Annotated in this window: 20 protein-coding genes; 4 read left to right on the forward strand and 16 right to left on the reverse strand. The window is 73.1% G+C overall.

Features of this window, described 5'->3' with window-relative positions:
• The first annotated feature begins 41 nt into the window (after nt 1–41).
• Both CWOE_RS18635 and CWOE_RS18640 read left to right on the forward strand, forming a co-directional pair.
• Nucleotides 42–1,418 carry a cytochrome ubiquinol oxidase subunit I gene (locus tag CWOE_RS18635; RefSeq protein WP_012935191.1) on the forward strand — a complete coding sequence of 459 codons (1,377 nt, stop codon included), beginning with the start codon at nt 42–44 and terminating at the stop codon, nt 1,416–1,418.
• A 4-nt stretch (nt 1,419–1,422) separates the two neighbouring features.
• Entirely contained in the window at nt 1,423–2,697 is a 1,275-nt protein-coding gene (locus CWOE_RS18640) for a cytochrome d ubiquinol oxidase subunit II (protein WP_012935192.1), read from the forward strand.
• Here CWOE_RS18640 and CWOE_RS18645 read toward each other — a convergent pair.
• From CWOE_RS18645 to priA, 3 genes are read right to left on the reverse strand one after another with little or no spacing between them, the layout of a single operon-like run.
• Nucleotides 2,686–3,621, reverse strand: a complete 936-nt coding sequence (locus tag CWOE_RS18645) for a methionyl-tRNA formyltransferase (RefSeq protein ID WP_012935193.1) — start codon at nt 3,619–3,621, stop codon at nt 2,686–2,688. The genes CWOE_RS18640 and CWOE_RS18645 overlap by 12 nt on opposite strands.
• A 20-nt stretch (nt 3,622–3,641) precedes the next feature.
• Nucleotides 3,642–4,229, reverse strand: a complete 588-nt coding sequence (gene def, locus CWOE_RS18650) for a peptide deformylase (protein ID WP_148261072.1) — start codon at nt 4,227–4,229, stop codon at nt 3,642–3,644.
• 22 nt (nt 4,230–4,251) lie between these two features.
• Nucleotides 4,252–6,450, reverse strand: a complete 2,199-nt coding sequence (priA, locus tag CWOE_RS18655) for a replication restart helicase PriA (RefSeq protein ID WP_049793327.1) — start codon at nt 6,448–6,450, stop codon at nt 4,252–4,254.
• A 68-nt stretch (nt 6,451–6,518) separates the two neighbouring features.
• Here priA and CWOE_RS31030 point away from each other — a divergent pair, with 68 nt between their 5' ends.
• Complete coding sequence (locus CWOE_RS31030) at nt 6,519–7,049, forward strand: PH domain-containing protein (RefSeq protein WP_012935196.1); 531 nt, start codon at nt 6,519–6,521, stop codon at nt 7,047–7,049.
• 105 nt (nt 7,050–7,154) lie between these two features.
• Here the strand turns inward: CWOE_RS31030 and metK are convergent, their stop codons facing one another.
• From metK to hisC, 11 genes are all read right to left on the reverse strand, one after another.
• A complete protein-coding gene (gene metK, locus CWOE_RS18665) occupies nt 7,155–8,381 on the reverse strand; it encodes a methionine adenosyltransferase (RefSeq protein WP_012935197.1) in 1,227 nt (408 codons plus the stop codon).
• Nucleotides 8,378–9,943, reverse strand: coding sequence for a DUF3352 domain-containing protein (locus CWOE_RS18670; protein WP_041730673.1), 1,566 nt, complete (start codon nt 9,941–9,943; stop codon nt 8,378–8,380). Before CWOE_RS18670 ends, metK begins: the two co-directional genes overlap by 4 nt.
• Before the next feature lie 130 nt (nt 9,944–10,073).
• Nucleotides 10,074–11,528, reverse strand: coding sequence for a ribosome biogenesis GTPase Der (gene der / locus CWOE_RS18675; protein WP_012935199.1), 1,455 nt, complete (start codon nt 11,526–11,528; stop codon nt 10,074–10,076).
• The gene (locus CWOE_RS18680) at nt 11,525–11,914 is read right to left on the reverse strand and encodes a type II toxin-antitoxin system VapC family toxin (protein WP_012935200.1); all 390 of its coding nucleotides are present in this window, start codon (nt 11,912–11,914) and stop codon (nt 11,525–11,527) included. The genes der and CWOE_RS18680 overlap by 4 nt, the downstream gene beginning before the upstream one ends.
• A complete protein-coding gene (locus tag CWOE_RS18685; protein ID WP_012935201.1) occupies nt 11,914–12,168 on the reverse strand; it encodes an AbrB/MazE/SpoVT family DNA-binding domain-containing protein in 255 nt (84 codons plus the stop codon). Before CWOE_RS18685 ends, CWOE_RS18680 begins: the two co-directional genes overlap by 1 nt.
• A 15-nt stretch (nt 12,169–12,183) precedes the next feature.
• Nucleotides 12,184–12,723: a hypothetical protein gene (locus CWOE_RS31035; protein ID WP_012935202.1), complete on the reverse strand. Its 540-nt coding sequence runs from the start codon at nt 12,721–12,723 to the stop codon at nt 12,184–12,186.
• Nucleotides 12,723–13,340: a (d)CMP kinase gene (gene cmk / locus CWOE_RS18695; protein WP_012935203.1), complete on the reverse strand. Its 618-nt coding sequence runs from the start codon at nt 13,338–13,340 to the stop codon at nt 12,723–12,725. Before cmk ends, CWOE_RS31035 begins: the two co-directional genes overlap by 1 nt.
• 10 nt (nt 13,341–13,350) lie before the next feature.
• A complete protein-coding gene (gene aroA, locus CWOE_RS18700) occupies nt 13,351–14,691 on the reverse strand; it encodes a 3-phosphoshikimate 1-carboxyvinyltransferase (RefSeq protein WP_012935204.1) in 1,341 nt (446 codons plus the stop codon).
• Nucleotides 14,688–15,758: a prephenate dehydrogenase/arogenate dehydrogenase family protein gene (locus CWOE_RS34190; RefSeq protein ID WP_012935205.1), complete on the reverse strand. Its 1,071-nt coding sequence runs from the start codon at nt 15,756–15,758 to the stop codon at nt 14,688–14,690. Before CWOE_RS34190 ends, aroA begins: the two co-directional genes overlap by 4 nt.
• A 14-nt stretch (nt 15,759–15,772) precedes the next feature.
• Nucleotides 15,773–16,819, reverse strand: coding sequence for a 3-deoxy-7-phosphoheptulonate synthase (gene aroF, locus CWOE_RS18710; RefSeq protein WP_041730676.1), 1,047 nt, complete (start codon nt 16,817–16,819; stop codon nt 15,773–15,775).
• Between the two features lie 290 nt (nt 16,820–17,109).
• Nucleotides 17,110–18,198, reverse strand: coding sequence for a histidinol-phosphate transaminase (gene hisC, locus CWOE_RS18715; protein WP_012935207.1), 1,089 nt, complete (start codon nt 18,196–18,198; stop codon nt 17,110–17,112).
• Nucleotides 18,199–18,298: 100 nt separating this feature from the next.
• Between hisC and CWOE_RS18720 the strand changes: the two genes are divergently transcribed.
• Nucleotides 18,299–19,138 carry a hypothetical protein gene (locus CWOE_RS18720; RefSeq protein WP_012935208.1) on the forward strand — a complete coding sequence of 280 codons (840 nt, stop codon included), beginning with the start codon at nt 18,299–18,301 and terminating at the stop codon, nt 19,136–19,138.
• Between the two features lie 7 nt (nt 19,139–19,145).
• Here the strand turns inward: CWOE_RS18720 and CWOE_RS31040 are convergent, their stop codons facing one another.
• Together CWOE_RS31040 and aroH are read right to left on the reverse strand one after the other, a co-directional pair.
• Nucleotides 19,146–21,263, reverse strand: a complete 2,118-nt coding sequence (locus CWOE_RS31040) for a RecQ family ATP-dependent DNA helicase (protein ID WP_012935209.1) — start codon at nt 21,261–21,263, stop codon at nt 19,146–19,148.
• 19 nt (nt 21,264–21,282) lie between these two features.
• On the reverse strand, nt 21,283–21,648 hold the full coding sequence (gene aroH / locus CWOE_RS18735; RefSeq protein ID WP_012935210.1) for a chorismate mutase: 366 nt from the start codon (nt 21,646–21,648) through the stop codon (nt 21,283–21,285).
• Between the last annotated feature and the right edge of the window lie 5 nt (nt 21,649–21,653).

Raw genomic sequence — 21,653 nt, forward strand, 5'->3', positions numbered from 1 at the left:
CGCTGGAGTCGTCCGACGGCAGGGCATAGGCTGCCCGGTCGATGCTCCTCCTCGACGCGATCGTCGCCGCGACCCAGCTGACGCCTGTCGAGCAGGATCACCTCGACCAGGCGCGGCAGATGCAGGCGATGTCGTTCGCCGTCCACATCCCGCTGACGTGCTTCGGCGTCGCGTTCCCGGCGGTCGTGCTGTTCGTCGAGTGGCTGTACCTGCGCACCGGCGACCCGCTGTACCGCAGACTCGCCCGCCGCTGGTCGCGGATCATGGTCGCGCTGTTCGCCGTCGGCGTCGTCACCGGGACGATCCTCAGCTTCGAGCTGGGGATGCTGTGGCCCGAGTTCATGGGGACGTTCGGCGACGTCTTCGGGCTCGGCTTCGCGATCGAGGGGTTCGCCTTCTTCCTGGAGGCGATCTTCATCGCGATCTACGTCTACGGCTGGGACCGCCTGCCGCCGAAGTGGCACTTCGCGAGCGGCTTCCCGATCGTCTTCACCGGCGTGCTCGGCGCGACGATGGTGATCGCCGTCAACGGCTGGATGAACAACCCGGGCGGCTTCAGACTGGTCAACGGCGAGGCGGTCGACGTGAAGCCGTGGGAGGCGCTGTTCGGCAACTCGTTCTTCTGGCACGAGGTCGTCCACATGTACGTCGCCGCGTACATCGTCGTCGGCTTCCTGCTCGCGGCCGTCTACGCCTGGGGCAAGCTGCGGCACGGCAGATGGGGCCGCTACGAGCGGACCGCGCTCGCGATCCCGCTCACGATCGCCGCGTTCGCCGCGCCCGTGCAGCTGCTCGTCGGCGACTGGGCCGCGCGCGAGGTCGCCGTCCACCAGCCGGTCAAGCTGGCCGCGATCGAAGGGCTGCAGAGAACGACCTCCGGCGCCTCGGAGCACATATTCGGCTGGTACGACAAGGACACCGGCGAGATCGACTACGGGATCGAGATACCGAAGCTGCTGTCGCTGCTCGCCTTCCACGACCCGAACGCGACCGTCAGAGGGCTCGACTCGGTCCCGCCTGAGGACCGTCCTGGGCCGATCAACACGGTCCGCTTCGCCTTCCAGGCGATGGTCCTGATCGGCTCCGGGCTCGCCATGCTCGCCGTCTTCGTCCTGCTCGTGCGGTGGAGAAAGGGCCGGCTGCCGAGATCGGTCTGGTTCTACCGCGCGCTCGTGCTCGCCGGTCCCGGCGCCGTCGTCGCGCTGATCTGCGGCTGGATCACGACCGAGGTCGGGCGCCAGCCGTGGGTCGTCTACAACGTGATGCGGACCGACGAGGCGGTCACGGGCGCCGGCGGCGTGCCCGTCGGCTACGGGCTGCTGGCGCTCGTCTACGTCGGGCTGCTCGTGGCGGTCTGGTGGATCCTGCGACGGCTCGCGCGCACGCCGCTCGCCGACGAGGTCCCGAGCGGGAGCTGACGCCGTGCACCTCTACGACGTCCCGCTGATCTTCGCGCTCGTCGGGCTGATCCTCTACGTCGTGCTCGCAGGGGCCGACTTCGGCGCCGGCTTCTGGCAGCTCGCCGCCGGCCGCGGCGAGCGCGGCTCGCGGATCCGCGAGCACGCGCACGCGTCGATGGCGCCGGTCTGGGAGGCGAACCACGTCTGGCTCGTCTTCATCCTCGTGATCGCGTGGACGTGCTACCCCGAGGCGTTCGCGTCGATCGCCTCGACGCTGTCGATCCCGCTGTTCATCGCCGCAATCGGCATCGTCTTCCGCGGCGCCGCCTACGCGCTGCGCGCGGGCACCTCGCAGCGGCGTGAGCTGCGCGTGATCGACACCGTCTTCGCCGTCTCATCGATCCTGACGCCGTTCGCGCTCGGGACGGTCATCGGGGCGATCGCCTCCGGGCGCGTGCCGGTCGGCAACGCCGCCGGCGACGCCTGGACGAGCTGGACGAACACGACCTCGCTGACGATCGGCGTGCTGGCGGTCGTCACCTCCGCCTACATCGCCGCCGTCTACCTCGCGGCCGACGCGGCCCGCGACGGCGACGCCGAGATGGAGGAGGCGTTCCGCCACCGTGCGCTCGGGACGGGCCTCGTCGCCGGTGTCGTCGCGGTCGCCGGCCTGCTCGTGCTGCGCGACGACGTCCGCTCGCTCTACGACGAGCTGGTCTCCGGCGACGGGCTGCCGGCGCTGATCGTCTCGGCGCTCGCAGGGATCGGGACGCTCGCGCTCGTCGCCCGCCGCAGCTACGAATGGGCGCGCTACTCGGCGGCGTTGGCGGTCGCGGCGGTCATCGCCGGCTGGGCGCTGGCGCAGTCGCCGGTGCTGCTGCCGGGCCTGACGGTCGAGCAGGCGGCGGCGTCGCACGACACGCTCGTCGCCGTCGTCGTCGCGGTGCTCGCGGGCGCGCTCGTGCTGTTCCCGTCGCTGGCGCTGCTGTTCACGCTGACGCTGCGGGGGTCGCTCGGTGGCCACGGCGGCGCTCCCGGCGAGGCAGCCGCCGCGGGCGATGGCGCGCCCGGGCCGATCAGAGCGCTGAGCGCGTCGCGCAACGGCCTGCTGCTGCGCCTGGCGGGCGCGTTCGGCGTGCTCGGCGTCGGCTTCCTGACGTTCGCCGACGCCGGCTGGGCGCATGCGATCGGCGTCCCCTGCCTCTTCCTCTTCGCCGCCTTCGGCTTCCGCCTCGCGGTGCCGTTGGAGGAGCCTGAGCAGGAGGCGCGGTCGTTTGCTGGTCCGTCAGACCAGTGATCGACCGCGCATGTAGTCCGCGGCCCCCATCGGGCGACCGCCGGGCGGCTGGACGGTGAGCAGCTCCAGCGCGCTTGCGCCGGCGGCGCCGAGCAGCAGCCGGCCGCCGCGGTCGGCGAGCGCGCCGGGGGGCGGCGCGGGCGCGGCGGCCGCGTCGGGCGCAGCGGCGTCCGCCGGCACGGCCTCCGCCGGGCGGGCGGCGACGACGCCGAGGAACGAGCCGTCCGCGAGCGCCAGGCGCGCGCCGATGTGCGGGGTCAGCGCGCGCACGACGCGGTCGAGCTGAGCGGCGTCGTCACGGGCGGGGTCGAGCGTGCGGTCCTCCGGGCCGATCTTCTCGGCGTAGGTGACGCCCTCCTCGACCTGCTCGACAAACGGCCGCCGCTCGTCGAGCGCGCGCACGAGCAGGTCGCCGCCGAGCCGCTCCAGCCGCAGCGCGAGCGAGCCGTACGTGTCCTGCGAGCCGATCGGCTCGCGCTCCAGCAGGCAGACCGGGCCGCTGTCCAGCCCGGCGGTGAGGCGCATGATCGCGACGCCCGTCTCGGCGTCTCCGGCCATGATCGCGCGCTCGACCGGAGCCGCCCCGCGCCAGCGCGGAAGCAGCGACGGGTGGACGTTGAGCAGCTCGTGCTCGGACAGCAGCGGCTCCTTGATCAGCGCGCCGAAGGCGCAGACGATCACGGCGTCCGGCGCGGCGGCGGCGATCCGCGCGCGCGCCTCCTCGCCGTTGACGTCCTCCGGCTGGTCCAGCGCGATCCCGAGCGCGCGCGCCGTCTCGGCGACCGCGGGCGACTGCAGTCTGCGCCCGCGCCCCTTCGGGCGGTCAGGCCGCGTCACGACGAGCTGCGGGTGGTGTGGGCTGTCGGCCAGCCGCTCCAGGATCGCGGCGGCGAACGGCGAGGTGCCGAGGTAGACGGTGCGCACGGGCGGCGGAGCGCGGCGGCCTACGCCGCTTCGTCGGCGGCGGTCTGCTCGCGCAGCGCGCGCATCGCCTGCTTGCGCTGGTCGCGCGAGGTGCGGTCGAGGATCAAGACGCCGTCGAGGTGATCCATCTCGTGTTGGATCACGCGCGCTTCGAGGCCGCTCGCCTCGATGATGACCGTGCTGCCCTGCTCGTCCTGCGCGCGAACGCGCACGTGCACCGGCCGCTCGACGTCGACGAGCACGCCGCGCAGGCTGAGGCAGCCTTCCTCGGCCGTCTCCAGCTCGTCGCCCGACCACTCCAGCTCCGGGTTGACGAGCGCTATCGCGGGCGAGTCCTGCTCGACGCGGTAGACGAGCACGCGGTTGAGCTTGCCCAGCTGCGTCGCCGCCAGACCGATCCCGAACGCGTCGTTCATGATCTCGCCCATCCCGCGGATCTGCTCGCGCAGGTCGTCGTCGAAGCGCGAGACCGTCATCGCTCTGCTCTTCAGGACGGGATCGCCGAACTGGCGCACGTAGCGCATCGCGGCGGCGCGGCGGGCGGCCGTCTCGGGATCGATGCGCGGCGCCTCGTCCGCTGCTTCTTCGATTTCGTGCTCGTCGGACATTTCGCCGGAGATTGTAGAGGGACTACTGCGGATCGACGTCCGCCGACAGGCTCACGCGGCGGCCGACCGGCGTTCTCGCGACCGCGTCGACGGCCGCCGCGACCGACTGCACCGCCGCCCGCCGCTGCGTCGCCTTGATCACGAGCTGGCTGCGCTCCTTGCCGCGCAGGCGGAACAGCGGCGCGGGGCCGAGCACCGTCGCGCCGGGCGCGTCGACGAGTCTCGCGACCGCGTCGGCGGCCGCGTGCGCATCGGCGGCGTCGGGCGCGGAGCAGACGACGCGGATCAGCGACGCGAACGGCGGATAGCGCAGGATCTCCCGCCGCCCCAGCTCGCCCGCGAGGAAGCCGTCGCTGTCGTGGCGCGCGGCCGCGACGATCGACGGTGCGTCCGTCGCCAGCGTCTGCACCAGCACGCGCCCGTCACCGTGTTGGCCGCGGCCGGCGCGGCCAGCCAGCTGCGCGACGAGCGAGAACGTCCGCTCCTCCGCGCGGAAGTCCGGGAAGCGCAGCGTCTGGTCAGCATCGAGCACGACGCCGAGCGTCACGTCCGGGAAGTCGTGGCCCTTCGCGACGATCTGCGTGCCGACGAGCACGCCGGCCGGCGCCGCGTCGAACTGGCCCAGCGCCTTCGCGATCGCGCCCTTCGTCGCGGTCGTGTCGGCGTCGAGGCGGAAGACCGGGAACGCCGGGTCGCCGATCGCCTCGATCAGCTCCTGCTCGATCCGCTCGGTCCCCGCGCCGTGGCGTGCGAGCGAGACCGAGCCGCAGTCGGGGCACGTTCTCGGGACGCGCTCGCTGTGGCCGCAGTGGTGGCAGGAGACCGCGCGCTGGCTGCGGTGCAGGACGAGTGCGACGTCGCACTCCGGGCAGTTCCAGACGCGCCCGCATGAGCGGCACGAGAGGAAGTTCGACCAGCCGCGCCGGTTGACCAGCACGATCGCCTTGCGGCCTGCCCGCCGCACGTCCCCGAGCGCTTCGCGCGTGACCGGGTGCAGCGGGTGGCGCGCGTCGCGCATGTCGAGGATCTCGACCGGCGGCAGCGGCCGGCCGTCGACACGTCTCAGTATCCGCAGCCGTCTGAGCGCGTGCACGCTCTCCGGCCGCGGCGTCGCGCTGCCGCTCAGCAGCACGGCGCCGGCGTCGTGCGCGCGGCGGGCAGCGACGCGGCGAGCGTCGTAGCGCGGGTCGCCCTCGTGCTTGTACGCGGGCTCGTGCTCCTCGTCGACGATCACGAGCCCGACGTCGGCCAGCGGCGCGAAGACGGCCGAGCGCGGGCCGACGCAGATGCGCGCCTCGCCGCGCCGCAGCCGCATCCACTCGTCGTAGCGCTCGCCCTGGCCGAGCTGCGAGTGGAGCACCGCGACGGTGTCGCCGAAGCGCGCCTGGAAGCGGGCGACGGTCTGCGGGGCGAGCGCGATCTCGGGCACGAGCACGATCACGTTGCGACCCGCTCTCAGCGCTGCCGCGGCGGCCTGCAGGTAGACCTCGGTCTTGCCCGAGCCGGTCACGCCGTGGAGCAGGAAGCGGCGGTCGGCTGGGCTGAGCGCGCCGTCGCCGGCTTCGAGCGCCGCCACGATCGGCTCCAGCGCCGCGATCTGCTCGGCGGTCAGGCGCGGCGGTGCGGCGCCGTTGCGCGCGCCGACGGCGGCGTGGACGGGGCGGCGGCGCTGCTCGCGCTGCTCCAGCTGCAACAGCCCGCGGTCGGCGAGCCGGCGCAGGCCGCCGTGGTCGCCGCCGGTCTGCGTCGCCGGCAGCGGGCCGGCGGCGGCGAGCGTCTCGAGCACCTCGCGCTGCTTCGGCGTCAGCCGCTGCCCGCCGTCGGCGAGCGCGGCGCGGCCGGCGTCGGTCGCCTCGGCGACGAGCACGCGACGGGTTCTGACGCGCGGTCTCGTCGCGCGTCCGGCGCCGGGCGGCAGCACGAGCCCGAGCGCGCGCGCCGGCGTCGAGCAGTACTCGTCGGTGATCCAGCGCGCGAGCGCGACCAGCTCGGCCGGCACGCCCGGCTCGACGACCGACCTCGGCGCGGCGAGCTTCTCGGGCGGGACGCCGGTCTCCCCCGCCAGCTCGACGACGACGCCGAGTACGTCCCGGCCGGCGAACGGGACGACGAGCAGCGTGCCGACCTGGACGTGCTCCAACCCCGGCCCGAGCAGGTAGTCGAACGGCCCCCGCAGGGCGCGCGCCGTCGTCAGCGGTTCGATGCGGGCGATCGGCGGCACGGCATGGAGAGTAGGGCGCGCGCGATCCACCTGGATCATGACCGCGTCGTCGCGTACGCTCCCGCACCATGCCACTCGAGCTGCATCCGTCAGAGCACGTCATCTTCGCCGGCCACCCGTCGTGGCGCGGCACGCTCAGCTTCTACGCGCGCGGCGCGGTCGTCGCCCTGGTCGGCGCCGCGATCGCCGCCCTCGTCACCGTGATCGGCAGCGGCTTCGACGTCGCCTGGGTGATCATCGCGTTCGTCGTCGTGATGGCCGGCGTGATCCTCGTCGGCTTCCTCTTCCGCTTCTCGACGACGTACACGATCACCAACCAGCGGTTGACGATCGAGCACGGGATATTGTCGAAGCACATGCAGCAGACGCGTGTCGAGCGCGTGCAGAACGTCAACACCGACCAGACGCTGCTCGACCGCATCCTGCGCGTCGGGACCGTCGACTTCGACACCGCGGGCACCGACGACTCCGACTTCGTCTTCCGCGGCGTCGCCGGCCCCGACCAGGTCGTGCGCGCCGTCGACAAGGCGCACCGCGAGCGCGAGGCCGGCCGGGCGGAGACGGGCGGCCCCGACGCGATACCGCCCGGCGGCGTCTGAGCCGGGCGCCGGGCTCGCCCCGGGCGGGCGGACCCGGCCCCGAACGCAGCACGGGCGCCCCGGAGGGCGCCCGCGTACTGCGAAGCGGTCGGTTCGAGACGCGCGTTACGCGGCCGCGCCGGCGAGGCCGGCGGCGTCACGCAGCGCTTCGGCCTTGTCCGTCTTCTCCCACGTGAAGTCGGCGTCCTCGCGGCCGAAGTGGCCGTAGGCCGCGGTCTTCTGGTAGACCGGACGGTGGAGGTCGAGGTACTCGCGGAACGCGCCCGGACGCAGGTCGAAGTGCTCGCGCACGAGCTGCTCGATCTTCGCGCGGCCGATCTTCTCGGTGCCGAACGTCTCAACCATGACCGACACCGGGTGCGCGACGCCGATCGCGTACGCGACCTGCACCTCGGCGCGATCGGCGAGGCCAGCCGCGACGACGTTCTTCGCGACGTAGCGCGCGGCGTACGCGGCCGAGCGGTCGACCTTCGACGGATCCTTGCCCGAGAAGGCGCCGCCGCCGTGGCGCGCCATCCCGCCGTACGTGTCGACGATGATCTTGCGACCCGTCAGCCCCGCGTCGCCGACCGGACCGCCGATCACGAAGCGCCCCGTCGGGTTGACGAGGAACTCCTTGCGCAGCTTGCCCTCGTCGAACAGGTCCTTCGGGAGGACCGGCAGCACGACGTGCTCCCACAGGTCGTCCGGGATCAGCGACTCGGCGCCCTCGGCGTGCTGCGTCGAGATCAGCAGCTTCTCGATCTCGACCGGCTTGCCGTCTCGATACCGGACGCTGACCTGCGTCTTGCCGTCCGGACGCAGGTAGTTGAGCGTCTCGGCGTGACGGACGTCCGCCAGCCGCTTCGCCAGCTTGTGCGCGAGCGCGATCGGCAGCGGCATCAGCTCAGGCGTCTCGCGCGTCGCGTAGCCGAACATCATGCCCTGGTCACCGGCGCCGGCAAGATCGAGCTTGTCGTCGTCGTTCGCGTCCGTGCGCGCCTCGTGCGAGGTGTCGACGCCCTGCGCGATGTCCGGCGACTGCTTGTCGATCGCGTTGAGGACTGCGCACGAGTCGGCGCTGAAGCCGAGATCCGCGTCCGTGTAGCCGATTCTGCGGATCGTCTCGCGGGCGATCTCCTGGATGTCGACGTACGTCGAGGTGGAGATCTCGCCCGACACCACGACGAGCCCCGTGTTCACGAGCGTCTCGCAGGCAACACGGCCGTAGGGGTCGTCTCGCAGCACGGCGTCGAGGACGCCGTCGGAGATCTGGTCGGCAACCTTGTCCGGGTGCCCCTCGGTCACGGACTCCGACGTGAACAGGTACTCGTTATCGCTAAAGGTGCTCATGGGATCTCGAACGTCAGCTCCGCGGTCGTTTGGGTCTCCCCGCTCGTCGAGACGAGACCGACCGCGCGAACACGCTGGAGATTCGTGGCGAGGCCAGAATCACCGGTCAGTCCCAGCGGCTCGAAGAGGCTGAGGAGCTGGCTGAAGTCAAAGAAGACTATCGAGGTCAACTCTGATTGGGAATCAGGGATTACGGCCTTGTAATCCGGATTCGCGTCGATCGTGCCTCTCGGCCGCACGACGGCGGCGAGCGCGCCCGCGCTCGTCGAGACCGCCAACGTGCCGTTCGCGACGGCGTAGTCGAGCTCGGCGCCGTCGGCGGTGGCGAGTCTGCGGACCGCCGTCCCGCCGACCTCGGCGCCCGTGAATCTCGGCGCCTCGCCGCCCTCCGGCGCGAACAGCTTCGCGATCGCCGGCTCGAGCCTCAGCAGTGCCGCGCGCGTGCGCTCCTCGTCCGGGGTGCGCGCGAGCAGCGCGACGGCCGGCGCGCCGTCGACCTCGACGAGCGTGACCGCGACCTCCTTGCCGAACAGCGGCAGCACGTCGCGCACGAAGCTGACGCCGCTGTCGGCGAGCAGTCTGCCCGCCTGCGCCATCAGCTCGCCCGTGTCGCCGCCGATCCCCGTCAGACCGCCGAGGCCGAGCAGCAGCGGGGCGGCGCGCTCCAGCCCGGCGAAGCCGGCGTAGGCGAGCGCGTCTCGCGGGACCGATCTCGTCAGCGTCGGCGTGAACGTCGGCGAGGCGCCGCGCGCTCTCGCGTCGAGCACGGCGTGGACGCGCACGGTCGCCGAGCTGTCCTGGGCGGTCAGCGTGAGCGCCGTGCCGCGCAGACCTCTCTGGTCCAGCAGCGCGCCGGCGAGGCCGAGCAGTCCGCGCTGCGGCGCCAGCAGCCGCCGCACGCCGTCGACCGACGCGTAGGCGTCAGCGACGCGGCTCTCCGGCTGTTCGACCGTCGCGGCGCGGTAGGTCGCGTCGTCGGCGAGCGCTCTCCCTCTCCCCGCCGCGCGGTCGATCGCACCGCGCACACTGCGCTGCTGACCGACGATCAGGAAGCCGTCGAGGAAGGCGGTGACGGCGCCGTTGCCGTAGCTCGCCGTCGCGATGCCGCCGTAGGTCCCTCTTCTGGCCGGACCGGCGGTGCGGCTGATGAACGCGCGCGCCTTGCCCTCGTCGGCGGTCGACAGCAGCAGGAGCGAGCCGGCCGTGGCGCCCGCGCCGCGCGTCAGCGCCAGCGCCGCCTCGTCGCCGAGCCACGGCCGCACGTCGCGGTCGAAGTCGATCGGCTCCGTGCCGCCGCCGGCGCGCAGCAAGCCGCCGAGCTGCGTGCGCAGCGTCTGCTCGGCGCCGAGCCGGCGCACGAGCGACAGCGCGCGGTCGATCGCGGCGCGGTCGCCGTCGGTCGAGAGGTGGATGTAGGCGAGCGCGTCGGCCGGCACCAGCGTCGCGGCGCGGCTCGCCGGCGGCGTGTCGTCCTTCCCGTCGCCGCCGAGCGCGACGACCGCCAGCACGAGCGCGGCGAGCACCGCGAGCAGGCCGACGCCCGCGCGCCAGTCCCGCAGCACGGGCTTCGCATTGCGAGTTCCACGGCGACGTGCGCGCTCCGTCACGCCGGGGGAACTCGCACGCGGCCCAGGGCGTTCGTCTCCTGCACTGTCACTCCCCGACACGGTCCGCATGCGGCGGAGCAGTCTCTCAGGCGGCGAAGTCGTCCGCGCCGGTGGCGCCGGTGGCGCCGTCGTCGTCGCGCCCGTCGCGCCGGCGGCCGTGCCCGTCGCGGCCCTCGCGCATCTCGGCTCGGCTCTCGCCGCGCGCCGGGCGGCCCGCTCTCTCGCCGCGCCGCTCGCGCCGCTCGACGAAGTCGATGATCAGCGGGATCCCCTCGAAGCGGTAGCGCTCGCGCAGGCGGTTCTCGATGAAGTAGGCGTAGTCGCGCGTGACGCGGTTGCGCGAGTTGACCTGGATCGAGAAGCGCGGCGGCCGCTCGGCCGTCTGCGTCATGTAGATCAGCTTGAGGCGGTGGTTCTGCTTCGCCGGCGGCTGACGGATCTCCTGGATGTCGGAGAGGAAGCGGTTCAGCTGCGGCGTCGGGACGCGGCCCGACGTGCGGTCGGCGAGCGCGAACGCCTCGGTCAGCAGGCGGTGGATGTGCCGGCCCGTCTTGGCGCTCGTCGTCAGCACGCGCGGACGCAGGCGCAGCTTGTTGTTGACGCGCGCCCGCTCGTGGTCGAGGTCGAACTCGGGCTCGTCCTCACCGCCGGTGAGGTCCCACTTGTTCAGCACGAGCGCCGTCGCGCAGCCGCTCTGCATCGCCAGCTCGGCGATCCGCAGGTCCTGCGAGGTGACGCCCTCCTGCGCGTCGCAGACGACGAGCGCGACGTCGGCGCGCTCGGCCGCGCGGCGCGAGCGCAGCGCCGTGTAGTACTCGATCGAGTCGCCGACCTTCGCCTGGCGGCGCATGCCGGCGGTGTCGACGAGGATCAGTCTGCGGTCCTCGAATCTGAACGGCAGGTCGATCGCGTCGCGCGTCGTCCCGGCGACCTCGGAGACGATCACGCGGTCGCTGCCGAGCATCTTGTTGACGAGGCTCGACTTGCCGACGTTGGGGCGGCCGATCAGCGCGAGCCGGACGAGGTCCTCGTCCTCCTCGACCTCCGACTCGTCCGGCAGCCGACTGACGACGCGGTCGAGCAGGTCGCCGGTGCCGAGGCCCTGCGCCGCCGAGACCGCGACCGGGTCGCCGAAGCCGAGCGCGTAGAACTCGGCCGCGAGCGTCACGTCCTTGACGGAGTCGACCTTGTTGGCGGCGAGGATCACCGGCACGTGCGTGCGCCGCAGCAGGTCGGCCATCTCCTCGTCGCCGGGCCGCAGGCCGGCCTGCGCGTCGACGACGAACAGCGCCAGCTGCGCGTCGGCGAGCGCCGCGCGCGCCTGCTCCTGGATCGAGCGCTGCATCTCGTCGCGATCCTCGAGGTCGACGCCGCCGGTGTCGATCAGCGTGAATCTGCGCCCGTTCCACTCCGTCTGGAGCTCCTTGCGGTCGCGCGTGACGCCGGGCCGCTCGTGTACGACCGCCTCACGCGACTGCGTCAGGCGGTTCACGAGCGACGACTTGCCGACGTTGGGGTAGCCGACGACGGCGACCTTCATGCGGTGCTCCTCAGATCAATCACTTCGATGTCGGCGCCGAGTCCGATGATCTCGGGGTCGCCGGTGTACAGGGGTGCTCTGTGGCGCATCGCGGTCGCCACGCAGAACGCATCAGGATAGGAGAGTCCGCCGCCGGCCTTGATCTCGGCGGCCGCGTGCGCCAGCGGCCAGTCGGGATCTTCGACGTGGACCAGTGCCCGCACGCGGTCGATCTGCTCCGTTGCGACCCGGCGACCTCGCTTGCGCTGCACGATGTAATACGCCTCGCCGAGGTTGATCGACGAGATGCGCGCATCATGCTGCACGATCACGTCTCGCACTCGTCGCGCTGCGGGCTCGTCGAGCAGGACCGCCATGACGGCCCAAGCATCGAGGACGGCGACCATCAGTAGCGCCCGTACTTGCGCTCCTCGCGCTCCCGGTCGCGGCGTTTGCCCTCTGCATACTCCTCGAGCAGACCGCTGCCGGCGAGCGAACCCATCAGCTCGTCGACCAGCTGTGCCTTGGACTTCGCCTTGCGCACGGTGATCTCGCCGTCCCCCTCGTCGAACAAGACCTCGTCGCCGGGCCGGATGCCGAGCCGTTCTCGCATCGCCTTCGGCAGGACGACCTGTCCCTTGGCACCGACCTTGTAAGTCATACCGACGAGTATAACTCAGCGCGGGCCGGCGGCCAGGGCGCTGTCGGCGAGGCGCACGAGCTTGACGCGGTCGCTGCCTCTGCCGGCCTCGCGGAACTCGAGCGTGTAGAGGACGTCGCCCCGGCGCCACTGCAGCTGCGGCGGCGAGCAGGATGCGCCGCACGTCGTCGGCTTGAAGTACCCGGTCACCCCGCCGCGCAGCCTGACGGTGCGTCTGAACGCGGGCGTGGCGCCGCGCTCTGCCGAGAACGTGCCGACGAAGCAGGCGTTCGCACCGCCGCAGCGGGGCCCGATCGCGAGCGAGAGATGCCAGCGCGTGCGTCTCGCTGCCCACTTCGCCTCGATCCCGTGGCCGCCCGGCACGTCGATCGCGACCATGTCAGGCAGCAGCACCGGCAGCGCCGTGTTGGCCTTGATCCCTCTGACCTGGCGTCTGAACGCGGTCGCGGGCGCGACGTGGCGGACGGCCGCGTGCGCGGCCGGCGCGGCGAGCACGAGCGCCGCCGCGGCGAGAACGACGGCGCGGGCGAGGAGCGGCAGGCGGGTCAGGCGCATCACGACTTCCTCTGTTCGGCGACGAGCGCGGTCACGCGCGCGACGACATCCTCCAGGCTGAGGCCGGTCGTGTCGAGGGCGACGGCGTCGTCGGCCGCGGCGAGCGGGTCGTGCTCGCGCGTCGTGTCGCGCTCGTCGCGGATCGTCTGCTCCGCCAGCACGGTCGCGACGTCGGCGCCGATCTGCACCGCGCGGCGGCGCGCGCGCTCCTCCGGACTGGCGGTCAGGAAGACCTTGACGGCCGCGTCCGGCGCGACGACGGTGCCGATGTCCCGCCCTTCCGCGACCCAGTCGCCGTCGGCGACGATTCGCTGCTGCTGCGTAACGAGCGCCCGGCGGACGACGGGGTCCGCGGCCGCGCGCGACGCCGCCTCCGACGCCTCGGGCGTGCGGATCGCGTCCGTCACGTCACGGCCGTCGAGCAGGATCCGCTCGCCCAACTCGATCCGCACCTCACCGGCGACCTCGGCCGGCTCGGCGCCGCGCTCGAAGGCGGCGAGCCCGACGCAGCGGTACATCGCCCCGGAGTCCAGGTACGTGAAGCCCAGCGCGGCCGCCACGGCGCGCGCCACGCTCGACTTGCCGGCCCCCGCGGGACCGTCGATCGCCACCACCATGCTCGCGACCCTAGCGCGCGAGCAGCGTGTCGAGGTCGGCGACGAAGCCTGGGTAGGAGACCGCGGCGGCGTCCATCCCCTCGACCTCGACACCCTCGCGCGACGCCAGCCCGGCGACCGCGCCGAGCATCGCGAGGCGATGGTCGCCGTGCGAGGAGATCCGCCCGCCGCGGAGCCCGGTCCCGCCGCGCACGACGAAGCCGTCGTCGGTCCCCTCGATGTCGGCGCCGAGCCCGTTCAGCCCGTCCACGACCGTCTGGATCCGGTCGGACTCCTTCACGCGCAGCTCAGCGGCGCCGCGCACGACCGTCTCGCCGTCGGCGAAGCAGCCGAGCAGCGCGACGAGCGGCAGCTCGTCGATCGCCAGCGGGACCTCCTCGGCCTCGACCGTCGTCGCGCTCAGCGGGCCGTGCGCGACGTCCAGCTCGGAGATCGGCTCGCCCGGCGTGAAGGCGCCATGCTCCTCCAGGTCGCCGAGCACGATGCCGCCCATCCGCTCGACGATCCGCAGGAAGCCGGTGCGCGTCCAGTTGACGTTGACGTCCTCCAGCACGATCCGCGAGCCGGGCACGAGCACCGCCGCGGCGACCCAGAAGGCCGCGCTGGAGAGGTCGCCGGGCACCGCGATCGCGTCGAGCCCCAGCTCGTCGACGTGGCGCACCGTCACGCGGTTCCCGTCGCGCTCGACCGGCGCGCCGGCGGCCGCCAGCATCCGCTCGGTGTGGTCGCGGCTCGGCGCCGGCTCGATCACGGTCGTGCCGCCGGCGGTCGTCATGCCCGCGATCAGCACGCACGACTTGACCTGCGCGGAGGCGACTGGCATCGGGTACTCGATCCCGGTCAGGTCGGCGCCGTGGAGCGTGAACGGCGGGAAGCGCTCGTCGGTCGCGTCGATCCGCGCGCCCATCAGCCGCAGCGGGTCGGCGATCCGGTCGATCGGGCGTCTGCGGATCGAGCTGTCGCCGTCGAACGTCCACGAGCGGCCGGGCTGCGTCGCCAGCCAGCCGGGCAGCAGCCGCATCAGCGTGCCGGCGTTGCCGACGTCGATCGGGCCGTCGCTCTCGTGCGCGTCGCGCAGGCCGCAGCCGCGGATCAACAGCTCGCCGGCACCGCGCCGCTGGACCAGCGCGCCGATCTGCTCGACGGCGGCGAGCGTCGAGTTCGTGTCGGCCGCGTCGAGGTAGTTGGTGACGCTGACCGGCTCGGGCGTCATCGCCGCGAACAGCGCCGCGCGATGCGAGATCGACTTGTCCGGCGGGACCCGCAGCGACCCGCGCAGCCCGCTCGCGGGCGGGTCGAAGCGGACCGCGGCGGCGAATCCGAGGCCTCCGGCCGAGCGATTCGGCCTCACGCGCGCGCCACCGGGAAGCCCTGCTCGGCGATCAACGCGAGCGCTCGCTCGGCCGGCTCGTCCCCTGCGATCCACAATGCCACGACGCCCTCCGCTTGATTGGGCGCCGGGTACAGCGCCATGTCGGTGATGTTGACGCCCGCGCGTCCCAGCTCCAGCGCGAGCCGCGCGACGACGCCCGGCTCGTTCGGGACCGACGCGCGCAGCTCGTGCACCGTCCCGCCGGCGAGCTGGGCTTCCAGCAGGCGCCTGCGATCTTCCCTCGCCGCGTCGTTCCATGCGGTCACGCCGTCCGCGTCGGCGGCGCTCAGCAGCGCGCGGAACTCGCCCAGGCGCCTGGTCGCGTCGTCGATCCGTTCGATCAGCGCATCGCGGTTGGCGAGGTAGATGTCGGTCCAGATCGCGCTGTTGGCACCCGCCACGCGCGTCGCGTCGCGGAAGCTCGGGCCCGTCGCCGGCAGCTGCTCGGACTCGTCCTCCAGCGCGCGCGCCGCCTGTGCGACGAGCACGTTGGCGACGACGTGCGGCAGGTGCGAGACGGCCGCGAGCATGTGGTCGTGCGTCGCGGCGTCGATCGCGGTCGGCTTCGCGCCCAGCTCGCGCAGCAGCCGGTGGAGCCGCTCGAACAGCGTGCCGGTCGTCGTCTCGGTCGGCGTCAGGTACCAGACGGCGTCCTGGAACAGGTCGGCGCGCGCATGCTCGACGCCGGCCGTCTCGGCACCCGCGAGCGGGTGACCGCCGACGAAGCGCGGGTCCGCGACCGCGGCGACGACGCTGCGCTTGGTCGAGCCGACGTCGGTCACGACGCAGTCCGGCGGGATCGCGCGCAGCACGCGCTCGACCGTCTCGGCGAGCGCGCCGACGGGCGCGGCGACGAAGACGACCTGCGCGTCCGCGACCGCCGCTTCGAGCGAGCCCGCGCCGCGGTCGAGCGCGCCGCGCGCGCAGGCGGTCTCGACCGCCGCCGGCGACGGGTCCCACCCGGTCACCTCGGCGCCGAGCCGCTCGCGCGCCGCGAGCCCGATCGACCCGCCGATCAGGCCCACGCCGATGATCGATGCGCGCAAGCGGCTCGTGCTCCTCAGGCGGCCGTGGCCTCGGCGGCCAGGGTCGAGATCGTCTTGCCGGCGACGGCCGCGGCCTGCGCGACCTTCTCCGCGTAGGCGGCGAACTCGGCCGCGACGAGCTGCTGAGGTCCGTCGCAGATCGCCTCGTCGGGGTTCGGGTGGACCTCGACGATGATGCCGTCGGCGCCGACCGCGGCGGCGGCCAGCGACAGCGGCTGCACGAGGTCGCGCCGGCCGGCGGCGTGCGACGGGTCGACGATGATCGGCAGGTGCGTCAGCTCCTTCAGCACCGGCACCGCGGTCAGGTCGAGCGTGAAGCGGTAGGCGGTCTCGAACGTGCGGATCCCGCGCTCGCACAGCATCACCGCCTCGTTGCCCTCCTTGAGGATGTACTCGGAGGCGTTCAGCAGCTCCTCCAGCGTCGCCGACAGACCGCGCTTGAGCAGGACCGGGCGGCCGGCGCGGCCGAGCTCGGTCAGGAGCGTGTAGTTCTGCATGTTGCGCGCGCCGATCTGGATCACGTCGGCGACCTCCAGCACGGGCTCGAGGTCGCGCACGTCCATCAGCTCGGTGACGATCGGCAGGCCGGTCTCCCGCTTGGCCTCGGCGAGCAGCCGCAGCCCCTCCTGCCCGAGGCCGTGGAAGGCGTAAGGGGACGTGCGCGGCTTGTACGCGCCGCCGCGGAAGAGCGTGACGCCGGCGGCGGCGACCGTCGCGGCGGTGCCGAGCGTCTGCTCGCGCGACTCGACCGTGCAGGGGCCGGCGATCAGCGCGAAGTTGTCGCCGCCGATCTTGCGGCCACCGATCTCGAGGACGCTCGGCTCGCCGTGGCGGATCTGCGACGAGGCGAGCTTGTAAGGCTTCTGGATCGGGAGCAGCTTCTCGACCCCGGGTGAACCCTCCAGCTCCAGCTTCTGGACGTGCTCGCGGTCGCCGAGGGCGCCGATCACCGTCAGCTCCTCGCCGTTGATGCGGTGCGCGCGGGCGCCCGCGCCCTCGACGCGCTCGATGACGGCCTGGATCTCTTCCTCGGTCGCGTCCTGCTTCATCACGATCATCATTCTGCGGTCCTCTCTGCCTGGGAATCTACGGAACGGGCGGGCACGAAGCCGTGCCCTCGGCGATGGAGCGGCGCCCGACCTCGTTGACTCCCACCACGACCGGTGGAAACGACGGGATCTGGCCGGACGCCTAGATAAATCGCCAGGCGGAGAGGCGCCAGGAGCTGGCGTACGACGCATAGCCGGCGAAGGTGCCGGCAACGGGGGAAGCGTCAGTCGTACGGTGGCTCACGGGCATGATGCTCCGGCCATTGTGCCAGAGCCGGGGGGCGAAGGCTAGTTGCGGGTTCCTAGACCGGCTGCTGGACCAGCTCGCGCAGCGCGGCGAGGAAGCGGCGGTTCTCGGCGGCCGTGCCGATCGTCGTGCGGGCCCAGCCCGCGCGGCCGAGCGCACCGCCGGAGCGGATCAGCACCTTGCGCTCTCTGAGTCCGTCGAGGATCTCCTGCTCGTCGCCGTCGCCGAGCGAGTGCCAGATGAAGTTCGCCTGCGACTCGGCGACCTTCAGGCCCATCTCGCGCAGCCCCTCCTCCATCTCGAGGCGGTTGGCGACGGTCTCCTCGACGCGCTGCGTCACGACGTCCTGCCGCAGCAGCGCGGCTTCAGCCGCCGCCTGACCGACGGCGTTGCAGAAGAACGGCTGGCGCACCTGCTCGACGGCGACGCGGAAGCGCTCGTCGCCGCACAGCGCGTAGCCGACGCGCATGCCGGCGAGGCCGTAGACCTTCGAGAACGTGCGCAGCAGGACGACGTTCGGATAGCGGCGCGCGAGCGACACCGACGCGTCCGGGTCGTCGAGCACCGAGAACTCGCCGTAGGCCTGGTCGACGATCACGCAGACGTGTCTCGGGACCGCCGCCACGAATGCCTCGATCGCGTCCAGCGGGAGCGCTGTGCCGGTCGGGTTGTTCGGGTTGCAGAGCAGCACCAGCCGCGTCGCGGCGGTGATCTCGGCGAGCATCGCGTCGAGGTCGTAGCGGTCCTCCTCGTCGAGCGGGACGACGACGGCGCGCGCGCCGGTCGCGGCGGCCATCTGCGGGTAGACCGAGAACGACGGCCACGAGTAGACGACCTCCGCCCCGGGCTCCAGCAGCGCCTCGGCGGCGCTGAGCAGGATGTCGCAGGAGCCGGCGCCTATCGCGATCCGCTCGGGCATGAAGTCGAAGCGCGCCGCGAGCGCTCTGCGCAGCGACAGGTTCGACGGGTCCGGGTAGCGGTTCGCGTTCTGTATCGCGCCCGTCGCGGCCTCGACGACGCCGGGCATCGGCCCGAACGGCGCCTCGTTGCTCGCGAGCATCGCGAACTCGTCGCCGAGCGAGTAGCCGCCCGCGGTCGGGTAGACGGGGATGCGGCGGATCTTCTCGGTGAATTCGATGGCCATGGGCTGCTGGGTCCGTTGTTCGCGTGCGTGGTCGGTGTGGTCCATTGTGCCTATTCGCCGCGACTTCAGCTCCCGTGGCGATCTGCCGACTACCGGACAGATGAGATCACCTGCCGCCGCCGTCGCAGTGTTCGCGCTGCTGCTCGCCCTCCCGGTCACCGCGCGAGCGGCCGCCACCGCCGACGCCGCCGCGGCCGGACCGCCGCAGGCGCTCGCGGTGCAGCCCGCGACCGCCGGAACGCTCACGCCGGTGCGCGGCGTCGCCCGCACCTACGAGCTGATCCTGCACGGCGTCTCGCCGACGCTGGAGGCGTTCGACGACAGCCCCGGCACCGGCACGCAGCGGATCACGATCGCGCAGCTGCACGCCGTCCTCTTCGGCCACCCCGGCGCGGCGCGCAAGAACGCCGCGATCAGCGTCGGCCCGCGCACGATGGCCGTCGCCCTGCTGCGCGGCCGCTACGACAGAGCCCGCCGGATCGCCCGCTACCGCGTCCGCGCGCTGCGCGGCGCCCGCCCGCTGCCGCGCAGACTCGCCCGCCCGGCGCTGTTCATCGACGACTTCGGCGGCTACTCCTGCCACGGCAACCTCAACAACTCGACCGCGCTGTCGCTGAACCCGGTCGACTGGGAGGACCCGACCGTGACGCAGCGGATGATCTCCGACCCCGGCTTCGCGGCGCCGAACACGGCGACCGACTGGGAGAGCGCCGGCCGCTTCATCGCCACCCCCTGCTCGGTCTTCGTGACCTTCCAGTCGACCGACGGCCGCCTCGGCGTGCAGCTGGCGATCAACGAGAACCCGATGCCGAACACGGGCGACGAGAGCGTCGAATGCTCCCTCAGCGGCCCGGACGCCTACCGCTACCGCTGCGTCCAGCTGTGGAACCGGCTGTCGGGGATGTCGCGCGACGTCTCCTGGCAACTGCTGCCGAACTGAGCCGGCGTCAGGAGGAGCCGAGCAGCTCCAGCAGCGAGGCGGCGTGCTTGTCGACGAACGACGGGCCGATGCCTCTGATGTCGAGCAGCTCGGCCGCTGTGCGCGGCCGGCGGCGGACGATCTCGCGCAGCGTCGCGTCGTTGGCGACCGTGTACGCCGGTTTGCCGTCGGCGCGCTCGCGGCGCCACGCCTTCAGCGGCGCGAGCGCGTCGTCGGAGACCGGCGGGCCGTCGTCGGCGGGTGCGCTTCCACGGGCGCGCTTGGCCGCGACTCTGATCGGCGGGAGCCAGTCCGGGCTGTCGTGGACGTCGCAGCAGCGGCCGCTCGGCGCGCCCTCGGTCGGGTCGCCGAAGTGGTCGAGCAGCTGCCGGCGGCGGCAGCGGTCGCCGGTCGCGGCGTAGCGCTCGATCGAGCGGTAGGACTGCCAGCGGCGGTCGGTCGCGGCACGGCACAGCTGCGCGACGCGCGTGCGGTCGAGGCCGCCGGAGGTCAGCGTCGCGCGGATCCGCCCGCCGCCACCGGGCGCGAGCGTCAGCGCGCCGGCGCGCTCCGCCACCGCCAGCGCGACGCGGTCGCGATCGTCGCCGGCGTCCAGCTCGACCGCGCCGTCGCTCTCCGCCCGCATCCGCAGCCGCTCGACCAGCCCGCTGACCTGGCCGGGCGTGACCTCGGCCTCTCTGATGAAGCGGACGAGGCGGCCGAGGTCCGAGCGCGAGGCGAGCAGGACCGCCCGCGCCGGCGCCCCGTCGCGCCCGGCGCGGCCGGCCTCCTGGTAGTACGCCTCGAGGCTGGAGGGGAGCGCCCAGTGCCAGACCGAGCGCACGTCGGCCTTGTCGACGCCCATCCCGAACGCGTTCGTGGCGACGACGACGTCGACGTCCCCGCGCATGAACGCGTCCTGACGCAGCGAGCGCTGCTGGGCGTTCATGCCGGCGTGATACCCGACGGTCTTCATCCCGGCTCCGTCGAGCAGCTCGGCGATCTCCTCGGTGCTTCTGCGCGTGCCGCAGTAGACGACCGCCGGGCGGTTCTCGTCCATCGTCACGCCGGCGACGAGCGTCGCCCGCTTGCGCGCGACGGAGCCCTCGCCGTCGAACGGCAGCACGTCGAACGAGATGTTCGGCCGGTCGAAGCCTGAGCGGACGCGCTCGGGCTCGCGCAGGCCGAGCCGCGCGACGATCTCCTCCGCGACCTTCGGCGTCGCGGTCGCCGTGCACGCCATCGTCGGCGGGTGGCCCAGCTCGGCGATGACCGAGGCGAGCCGCAGGTAGTCGGGGCGGAAGTCGTGGCCCCACTCGCTCACGCAGTGCGCCTCGTCGACGACGAACAGCGCGATCGCGCGGCGGGCGATCGCGCTGCGGAAGGCGGGCGAGGCGAACCGCTCCGGCGCGGCGAAGCAGACGGTCGCGGAGCCGTCGCGGATCGCGTCGAGCGCGGCGCGGTTGGCCTCGCCGTCGCCGCCGGAGGCGAGCATCACCGCCGGGTGGCCGAGGTCGGTCAGCCGCGCGCACTGGTCGCGCATCAGCGCGATCAGCGGCGAGACGACGACGGTCAGGTCGTCGCTGGCGAGCGCGGGCAGCTGGTAGCAGAGGCTCTTGCCGCCGCCGGTCGGCATCACGACGAGCGCGTCGCGGCCGTCGAGCGCGGCGTCGACCGCCTCGCGCTGCCCTGGCCGGAACGTGGAGAGCCCGAGCAGTCCCAGCAGACTCTCCGGCGTCACGTCCTCCCCGCGCGGCGTGCGCGCCACCGCCGGCGCCGCCGGCATGTCGAACAGCGCGCCGCTCGGCGGAGCGGCCGGCGCGGTCGCCGGCTGAGGCGCGGTCGTTTGCTGGTGCTGGGGACCAGCAAACGACCGCGGCTCGCTGTCGAAGCGGCCGAGGTCGTCGTCCTCGTCGGGGGCGACGAGGCTGTCGAGGTACGCGAGGTCATCGTCGACCGGGGCGACCGCGGCCGGCGCGGCAGCCGCCACGCGCTGCGCGGCCAGCTTCGCGAGCGGGGTCAGCGCCTCGCGCTCCTCGGGCGCCAGCTCGGGCCAGCGGGCGCGCAGCTGCGCGAGCGCGTCGGCGGCGCCGGGCGCGGCGGGGTCGGCGAGGACGGCGGCGAGAGAGCTGAGCGCGCGCTGCACGGGCAGGACGAGCCGCCCGCTACTGCGCCGACTCGAGGTCGGTCCGCAGCACGCGCGCGCCACGCAGGTAGACGTGGCTCGACACGTGGTCGGGCTCGGCGTAGTAGTGGACCATCACGCGTATGACGCGCGGCAGCGCGCCCGGCACCGGCACCTCGCGCGCGCACATCAGCGGCACTCTGCTGAGCCCCATCCGCCGCGCGGCGACGGCGGGGAACTGCGCGTCGAGGTCGTCGGTCAGCGTGAAGATGCAGCTGACCATCGCGTCGGCGGTGAGCGCGTTGCGCTCCATCAGCTCGTGCATCAGCTCGTCGGTGGCCGACAGGATCGCCTCGGCGTCGTTGTCCTCGACGGTGGTGGCGCCGCGAAGCGCGAAGAGCCGCATGCCGG

Origin of the sequence: Conexibacter woesei DSM 14684 (assembly GCF_000025265.1) — a bacterium.
In the GTDB taxonomy this organism is placed as follows: domain Bacteria; phylum Actinomycetota; class Thermoleophilia; order Solirubrobacterales; family Solirubrobacteraceae; genus Conexibacter; species Conexibacter woesei.